The sequence below is a fragment of the Prevotella ihumii genome, assembly GCF_900155655.1.
In the GTDB taxonomy this organism is placed as follows: Bacteria; Bacteroidota; Bacteroidia; order Bacteroidales; family Bacteroidaceae; genus Prevotella; species Prevotella ihumii.
In genome coordinates, this window is the sequence record NZ_LT706987.1 from 488049 (window position 1) to 494982 (window position 6934).

The window sequence follows — 6934 nt, forward strand, 5'->3', positions numbered from 1 at the left end:
TTAGGTAATTTCAAGATGTCATCTGCCACTCAGATTTAGTATCTTTCTTTAAATTATGCTGCAAAGATAATGTTTTCTTTTAAGAATAAGAATTACTCAAAAGAAATTTTGAAATATTTTTTGTGATTTATAAGGTAGGAATGTATAAATATTAAGTTTTGAGAACATATAGGGTAAAAAACAAAAAATACAATCCAAAATAATCGTTTCTTAGTATTGTGAGTTTCTATTATAAATCTTAACTTTGCAATCAAATCAGCGTACTACTATGCTTATCGTAAATAGCACGAAGAAAAAAATAGAACATTCGTCTACAAAAGAGGCAATTTTAAAAACAGATAGTAGTATCAATAAAATATTACCGATAGAATGGAAACAAAGAAAAAAATACACATTAGTCGCACCATAGCCTCGTTTGTGCTTGTGCTTTTTGCAATGCCGTTAGGCCACGCATTGATGATATTGATGGAGAAATTTATGAACGAAGGCGCAATGCACATCGCAGGTTTTGCCTTAGGCTTCGTAGGTTTGCTAATGGTTATCATAGGTGTTTTCGTAAAAGGCGATACCCGACAAACCCTTTGGGGACTATTCGGAGGCTTGCTCTTCTGGACAGGCTGGGTAGAATTTCTCTTCCTTTATTATGCGCGCCGCTATGGTGTGCAACCCGAAATAGAGATGGGCAAGGTGGTTACAAAGCCCGAATACCTCATTATGCCTGCATCGTTTGGAATGTGGATGATGGTAATGGTGATGTACACGTTCAGTACAAAGAATGGTTGCGACTTCATAACGTGGATTCAAAAGGTATGTTTCAGAGACAAGCGCAAAGCCATCGTGGTGCAACCAATGACCCGACACACCAGCATCGTTACCTTTATGGAAATCAATATGATGCTTTGGGGACTTTACCTTTTATTAATGTTCTGTTACGACAAGAATTTTCTTGGCGACCACCACCCTGTTACGTTCCTCGTAGGTTTAGTTTGTTTCGTTGGCTCATTGTTTATGTTCAAGCGACAGTTGCATTTAGCTTCGTGGGGGGCAAACATCAGAATGGCAATAGCTACCGTAATAGTGTTTTGGACACCTGTGGAAATCCTTGGCCGCATCAATTTCTTTAAAGAGTTTTGGGTAGAACCCGAACACTATGCGCCACAAATGATAGCCATACTTATTGTCTTTATAGCCGTAATGGCTTATCTTTGGAAAAAAGGAGTGCAACGCAATAGGTCGTCAAAGTAAACAAAGATAGAAATCCATTATATATATAATAAGGTGTAAATATATGAAACGTTCTACTTGGCGCAAACATCACAAATGGTTGGGGCTAGTTTTGGGATTCTTTCTCATTATGTTTTGCTTATCGGGCTTGGTACTCAATCACCCCACTCTATTCTCCGAAGTAAACATCGGACGCAACCTTCTACCCAACGACTACCGCTACACGGGGTGGAACAAAGGTTTGTTGCGTGGTGCTTTGAAATGGAACAAGCACGTTCTTATCTATGGTAATTCGGGCATTTGGCTCACCAACGACAAAGCAAAGGGCATAAAAGACTTCAACAACGGACTGCCTAAAGGGGCTGACCATAGAAATATAAAAGGTATGGCGCAAATGCCTAACCGCCAACTGTTTGCAGCAGAGCAATACAACTTGTACACGCTCAACAAACAAAACAAATGGGAGCGAATAGCCTTACCAAAGGACGAGGACGAACGACTAAGCGATATTACACAGAAGGGCGACTCGCTCTTTGTAACGAGCAGAAGTTACATTTATATAGCCTCATCACCTTACCGACAATTCACAAAAGTTATGCTTCGCCCTGCCAACAATGAGGACGGGCAAGTTTCGCTTTTCCGCACCGTGTGGCAACTTCATAGCGGAGGAATATTTGGCATCGTGGGCAGAGTTTGCGTAGACTTGATAGGCATCATCCTCATCGTTCTCACCCTGTCGGGCTATATTTATTGGTTTTTGCCTTATTTTAGCAGCAAGCCCAATGCAAAACTAATGCGCCAAACTTTATTCTTACACAACAAAATAGGTAAACTTTCCATTGTCTTCACGCTCTTTTTGTGCATCACAGGGTGGTTTCTTCGTCCCCCAGGGCTTATCGCCATTGCATCGGGCAAAGTACCAGCACTACCTTTCTCGGCAATGGATAGTCCGAACACGTGGAACGACGAATTGCGCACACTGCGTTTTGACAACAATGCCAACGAATGGTTGCTTTATACCTCTGAAGGGTTCTATACCCTACCCCATATCCAAGCTACGCCAAAAGCCCTCACCACCGCTCAACCGCCTGTGAGCGTGATGGGTATCAACGTGCAAGAAACCGACAATCAAGGGCATTGGCTTATCGGCTCGTTTTATGGTTTATATCGTTGGGACAGAGAGAATAACAAAATTATCGACTATTTTACAGGCAAGGCTGCTCAACCCATAAAGGGTATGCCAATAGGCGAACACGTCATAGCAGGCTACACCAAAGCATTTGGAGGTAAAGATATTGTAGCCGACTACAACAGCGGAACGTCGGCTATCGCTATGCCTCAATGGTTGAGCACGCTACCTATGTCACTTCGCAATGTGTGCATCGAGGTACACACAGGCAGAATTTACACTTTCTTGGGTATGGGCACAATGTTCTACATCTTTGTAGTAGGGCTTGCTGCAGTGTGGTGTATATGGAGCGGTTGGAAGATTAGATGTAGAAAAAAACAAACATAGCACAACACTCATTATTGTTCTATATTTCCTCCAACCATCTTTCAGAAATCAAACATCAATCTTTAGAAAGCAAAACATATATGTTTGACGTTCCCAAAGTTCAACCCAAGTTTAACACCTATCATCGTAGCATCTTGCTATTATTATACTTTTTCAGTTTTGGCTATGGACTCTGTGTCCTACAAATTTTTATTTTTCTGAATGGTGCATATTTCAGTTTTAATTTATCGTATATAGCAGTTGCCTGCTTTGAGGGATTGCTGCATTGTCGCATCTGTACGATGTCTCCTAACGGGTTCCTACCTTCCGTGGTTACAAGTTTCTGGGTGCTCATCCTCCGCACGATTTCGGTCCAATAGCAGGATTCGCCTTCTCGCTTCAATTGGCAGCGGATGGTATTTACCACCCAGTAGGCAAGCAGACCGAAGAAAAGATGCGCATCGCTCCGGTCATCGGTCTGATGATATATAGGACGGAGGTTCAGGTCGGTCTTCAACTGCCTGTTGGTACATTCGATTTCTCGTATGAGGTTGTAATAGTCCCATGTGGTACGCTCGTCGAGTGTTTCTACATTGGTCCGTAGGAAGTATACGCCGTGTCCGGACTCGATGGCTGAGAGGTCTTTGAGATTCCAGTCTACACGTAGCATTTCCTTTGGTTTTTCTTCGTTTCTAATGTAGTCTATCGCATAGTATCTTGCGATAGAAGGATATTTCTGTATGGCTCGTCCCGTACGCTCTACAACCTTCTCGTAGAGTTTCGTTCCACCTTTCTTTGCAATACCATCATTTATCTTCTTCAGCTCTGTCTCAAATCTTTCACGCCAAAGTTTGTTCATTGACGATTCGGTCATAGCCTTAGATGGAGAGGTTATCTCAAGATAGTAGTCTTCACCTTCGGTGTGTACCTTGTTGAGCGTTATCGTTTGCTTTCGGGCGTCTTTTACCATCACACTCTTATGGTCCTCACTGAGCGTGTAATCTTTCAGCTTGGTGCGGGATACGCAGAGATAGTTGTAACCCTTTGCCTTAATAAGATTTAGATTCTCTTCGGTTGCAATACCTGCATCCATCACAATAAGCGATTTTTCTTTTTGTACAGGATTCCTGTCTGCCAGCGTATCTATCATATCAGGCAGTGATTTAGGGTCAGCCGTATTGCCTTCCAGGATAGAAGAATAGCGTATGAAGCCCTCCTTATTGATACACAGGGCCAGGACGAGAAGTTTACAATCTGAACGCTTCTCTTTTGACCTACCAAACTGTGCCTTCTTGCTTTCACGCTTACTACCCTCAAAGTAGAAGTTTGTCAAGTCAAAGAGCATCAGCTTGTTATCTATATTAAAAAGGTTATCTGTTACATTGCACAAGTGACGTTCTATCTTCTCTTTAAGTTCATAGAGTTTGTCCGTTACCTTGTACAGGGCATTGATACCCGGAGTCCAGTCTTGCGACCCAGTGTAAAGTTCGGCGGCAGCCGAATTATCCCTGAGATAATAATACGAGGAACGTTCAGATACGGCATACACAGTCCGGATGATGAGCGCAGAGAGTGCGGTGTGGATAGAATGGTTGCTCCATCCTTGGTCACGCAGGAACTCTTCCAGCCCCAGCTTATCAATGGTCTGCTTACAGAGCCATTCTGCACCAACATTCCTTGCGTCAGTATGTTCTGCCGTAGCAAGATCGATATAACGTTCAGACTCCTTTCTTGCCTTCTGTTCCTTCTTATCGAATCTATCAATTCCACCTTCCTCTTTCATCCGCTGCCACCACTCATCCGCCTTAGCCTGTTCTATTTCAGTAAGCCCCTCCAAATGCTTGCCAAATAAAGAATTAGTTCCTCTGTTCTTAAACCCAAATCGGTTATTAGCCCGCAAAGACTTTTTAAAGCGTTTAGCTGTTATGCTTTTCTTCGTCTTTGCACCTTATTTTGGCTCTTTTCGTTTGTTTTTTCAGTGTAAGCATCCAATATTAGCCGCCTTTCACACCAACAAATAACCCTTATATGTCTGGCAGCATATAAGGGTTATTTGTTATTTGAAGTTTGAAGGTAGCATTTTCGTGAGTTCCTCCTCCGTCATGTCGAGCAGGGGCCTTGAAAGAACTTCCTTCATCCATTTGTATGGCTCTATGTCTGCTTCCCTGCAACACGCCACGAAGGTATAGAAGATGGCGTTGTTCTCCGCTCCCTCATTGTTACCACAGAACAGGTAGTTCTTTCTTCCAAGCGTGATGGGTCTGATGGCCTGTTCCATAAGGTTGTTGTCTATGTTGAAGCGTCCGTCCTGCACATATCTGCCAATGCGTATCCATACGGCGAAGGCATAACGCAGTGCCTTCTCCATAGCTTCGCCTGGGGTGTACTGTTTGTGTACATCCAACATATAGGTCTCCAAATACTTAAGAATAGGGTAAGCTTTAGCCTTTCGTTCTGTCTCCACTTCCTCGGGTGGTGCTTTCTTGTGTTTGAGGTTTTCCTCCAACTCATAAAGCGTGGCTATCGTTTCGATGATATGGGCGGCGTTCTTATCGTCAGCCGCCAGATGTTCGAACTTACGTCTCACGTGTGCCATACATCCTAACAGCACGATGCCCTGAACGTTCTCAAACCTGCTGTAGACCTCATACCCATCAGACTGTATGGCACCCTGGTAGCCCTTGAAGAGNCCAGGATAGAAGAATAGCGTATGAAGCCCTCCTTATTGATACACAGGGCCAGGACGAGAAGTTTACAATCTGAACGCTTCTCTTTTGACCTACCAAACTGTGCCTTCTTGCTTTCACGCTTACTACCCTCAAAGTAGAAGTTTGTCAAGTCAAAGAGCATCAGCTTGTTATCTATATTAAAAAGGTTATCTGTTACATTGCACAAGTGACGTTCTATCTTCTCTTTGAGTTCATAGAGTTTGTCCGTTACCTTGTACAGGGCATTGATACCCGGAGTCCAGTCTTGCGACCCAGTGTAAAGTTCGGCGGCAGCCGAATTATCCCTGAGATAATAATACGAGGAACGTTCAGATACGGCATACACAGTCCGGATGATGAGCGCAGAGAGTGCGGTGTGGATAGAATGGTTGCTCCATCCTTGGTCACGCAGGAACTCTTCCAGCCCCAGCTTATCAATGGTCTGCTTACAGAGCCATTCTGCACCAACATTCCTTGCGTCAGTATGTTCTGCCGTAGCAAGATCGATATAACGTTCAGACTCCTTTCTTGCCTTCTGTTCCTTCTTATCGAATCTATCAATTCCACCTTCCTCTTTCATCCGTTGCCACCACTCATCCGCCTTAGCCTGTTCCAGTTCAGTAAGCCCCTCCAAATGCTTGCCAAATAAAGAATTAGTTCCTCTGTTCTTAAAACGCTCTGTAAGTGCAAAAGCAATTCTTCTCACCTGCAAGGCTGTGAGAGAAGGTTCAAAACCAATATTGAGTAGGATGAGCGAATGTACGTGTCCAGCCACGTCACGATACGACTCTTTAAGTCTATAATAAAGAGCCTTTTCACCAGTTGCCGGATTAAAACGTGTCTGTACATTTGCGTGCATAGGTGCAAAGTAACAAAAAAAAATTGATATGCTGGTGTCCTACAAATCAGATTTAGCCCGTATTCAGAAAACGCTACGGCTGATTATTAAGTACTTAGCAAACCTGAAACCCTCAAAACACACTGAAAATTTATGAAAAATAATTATGCCCGTTAAACTTGGGTCAACTTTGAGGAGGCAAAACATATATGTTTGAGGTGGTAAAACATATATGTTTCAGAACATACTTATAACCATTTAATAACCAATAAGTTACAAGTACAATATTCAATATTTATATCTAAAAAGCTATTGTTCTGTTTTTCCTTTTACAAAGTCTCAATTAATCCCAAATCGGTCGTTAGACTTCTTCGAGATTTGCGAGCTTATTTTGAGCTATTCTTGGTTGTGTTTGAAGACGTTTAGCGAGCTAAACAATTGAAAAAACAAACGAAAAGAGCCAAAATAAGGTGCAAAGACGAAGAAAAGCATAAAATCTAAACGCTTTAACCCAAATCGCTTTCTATGTTAAAATCCAAATGTTTTGACCATTATTTTCAATTTATGCTGAGATTTTATAATCAGGGGTGAATGTTTGGCGGTTTCTAACCATTGCAGTGACCAAATGCACAAGTTTGTTCTTGACATTGTTCAATGCAACTTGCTTCT

At 42.5% G+C, this 6934-nt stretch carries 3 protein-coding genes and 2 pseudogenes; 2 read left to right on the top strand and 3 right to left on the bottom strand.

Annotated elements, in window-relative coordinates; all coding sequences use genetic code 11:
- Nucleotides 1-369 precede the first annotated feature (369 nt).
- Together CZ367_RS02240 and CZ367_RS02245 are read left to right on the top strand one after the other, a co-directional pair.
- Nucleotides 370-1245, top strand: coding sequence for a hypothetical protein (locus tag CZ367_RS02240; RefSeq protein WP_077195522.1), 876 nt, complete (start codon nucleotides 370-372; stop codon nucleotides 1243-1245).
- 43 nt (nucleotides 1246-1288) lie between these two features.
- A complete protein-coding gene (locus tag CZ367_RS02245; RefSeq protein WP_077195523.1) occupies nucleotides 1289-2740 on the top strand; it encodes a PepSY-associated TM helix domain-containing protein in 1452 nt (483 codons plus the stop codon).
- Nucleotides 2741-2903: 163 nt separating this feature from the next.
- Here CZ367_RS02245 and CZ367_RS02250 read toward each other — a convergent pair.
- From CZ367_RS02250 to CZ367_RS02260, 3 genes and pseudogenes are all read right to left on the bottom strand, one after another.
- A pseudogene (locus CZ367_RS02250) lies at nucleotides 2904-4595 on the bottom strand (IS1634 family transposase); the annotation flags it as partial.
- A gap of 180 nt (nucleotides 4596-4775) precedes the next feature.
- Nucleotides 4776-5384 (bottom strand): IS66 family transposase, encoded by a 609-nt coding sequence (locus CZ367_RS02255; RefSeq protein ID WP_237581767.1) that lies wholly within the window; start codon nucleotides 5382-5384, stop codon nucleotides 4776-4778.
- Nucleotides 5357-6286 (bottom strand): annotated as a pseudogene (locus tag CZ367_RS02260) (IS1634 family transposase); the annotation flags it as partial. The gene CZ367_RS02255 and the pseudogene CZ367_RS02260, both read right to left, overlap by 28 nt.
- Between the last annotated feature and the right edge of the window lie 648 nt (nucleotides 6287-6934).

Coding starts and splice junctions, on each gene's coding strand:
- CZ367_RS02240 (WP_077195522.1), top strand. CDS start 370: ATGGAAACAAAGAAAAAAATACACATTAGTCGCACCATAGCCTCGTTT.
- CZ367_RS02245 (WP_077195523.1), top strand. CDS start 1,289: ATGAAACGTTCTACTTGGCGCAAACATCACAAATGGTTGGGGCTAGTT.